Origin of the sequence: Streptomyces sp. Ru72 (genome assembly GCF_002920635.1) — a bacterium.
Classification (GTDB): domain Bacteria; phylum Actinomycetota; class Actinomycetes; order Streptomycetales; family Streptomycetaceae; genus Streptomyces.
Window position 1 is genome coordinate 1 of sequence record NZ_PQSR01000225.1, and the last position, 1626, is coordinate 1626.

Consider the following 1626-nt stretch of genomic DNA (forward strand, 5'->3'; position numbering starts at 1 on the left):
CTAAGGGCTGTCCCGGAATGCGGTGCCAGGCTGCCACACCCCTACTCCCCAGGGTGGGGGCGTCAGCTGTTGACCTTGGCGCTTGCGTTCGACGCCCGCCCCGGGAAGAGTTTCATCCGGCGGACGCCCCTTCGGGGCGATGTCGTTCGAGCTGGGGCAGGGGCAGAGGGATGTGCGTAGTGGATGCGGCGGCCAAGGAGGCTGCCGTCGCTCGGTTCCTCCGCGAGTGTCCGCAGATAGAGCAAGCTAACTGCGACCACCCCGCGCTGCTGGGCTGCACCGATGTCGCTTGGTCGCAGATTCCCGGGTGTCCTGCCGGGATCCCGGTCCTGCTCCGTGGGCTCCTCGATCCGGTAGCCGGCCCCGAGGCCCTGCGTGTGCTGGGCAACGTCTTGATGAACAGCGTCTTTCACGTGAGCGCAGCGATGCCAGCCGCCCTGCCCTTCCTGATCCGCCTGGCAGCCCTCCCTGACATCGCGGTGCGCTCCGGCCTGGTCGACCTCTTGGTCGTTGCCGCGGAGCTGTCTCAACCTGTCGACGCGGACAACGAACGCCAGGTCGTGCTGCTCGGCAACGACTGCGATCACCCGGAACGCGAATGGTGCAGGGCCGCCTTCGCCGCACACGCTTCTGCGCTGCGCGCGTTGTTGGAGGACGAGACTCGTCCGGACGGACTGATCAGCGCCGACGACCACGCGTGCCTGCTCAAGGCTGTTGAACCGCAGAGACACCTCTCCTCCTAACTACCGGCAGGCCAGCACGGGTACGCGGCGTGAAAAGATCTTGTGGTGTCTGGTGTGATCACAGCGTCGAGCCCTTCCTGGATAGCCCCCTTCACCGGGCTGAGCCCATGTCAGTTCCGCAAGTTGATCACCGCGCTGCGCCGCGAAGGAGCGGATCCGGTTCGTAGAGGACGACCGTGGAGCCTGCCGTTGGAGGACCGGGTTTTGCTGGTCGCCGCGTACTGGCGGACGAACCTGACCTTGCGGCAGCTTGCCCCGCTCTTCGGAGTCTCGAAGTCGGCCGCCGACCGCATCATCGGCCATCTCGGGCCCTCGCTCGCGCTCCAGCAACGCAAGCGGTTCCGCAAGGGCACCGTGCTGATCGCGGACGGAACTCTGGTCCCCACGCGCGACCACACCATCGCCGAGCAGTCCAAGAACTACAGGTACTCCACCAACCACCAGGTCGTCATCGACGCGGACACCCGGCTCGTCGTCGTGATCGGCCGACCAGTCGCCGGAAACCGCAATGACTGCAAGGCATGGGAGCTGTCCGGCGCGAAGGGCGCTGTTGGAAGGGCGACGGTGATCGCGGACGGCGGCTACCGGGGTACCGGCCTGGTCATCCCTCATCGCCGCGAGAAAGGCCAGGCTGAACTGCTGGCCTGGAAAGAGGAGCACAACATCTCCCATCGCAAGGTCCGCGCCCGCGTCGAGCACACCTTCGCCCGCATGAAGAGCTGGAAGATCCTCCGCGACTGCCGTCTGAAAGGCGACGGCGTCCACCACGCCATGCTCGGCATCGCCCGCCTGCACAACCTCACCCTCGCCGGGTGAGCACACGCCGCACATCAGGCGATCGCGTCCAGGCCGGCACAGAGATCATTTGCGGGACAGCCCTTAG

2 protein-coding genes are annotated in these 1626 nt (G+C 66.4%); both read left to right on the forward strand.

Annotated features, from left to right (window positions below; all coding sequences use genetic code 11):
• Positions 1–170 precede the first annotated feature (170 nt).
• Complete coding sequence (locus C3488_RS39570) at positions 171–743, forward strand: hypothetical protein (RefSeq protein ID WP_374955496.1); 573 nt, start codon at positions 171–173, stop codon at positions 741–743.
• A 45-nt stretch (positions 744–788) separates the two neighbouring features.
• Positions 789–1559 (forward strand): transposase, encoded by a 771-nt coding sequence (locus C3488_RS39575; RefSeq protein ID WP_103845629.1) that lies wholly within the window; start codon positions 789–791, stop codon positions 1557–1559.
• The last annotated feature ends 67 nt before the right edge of the window (positions 1560–1626 follow it).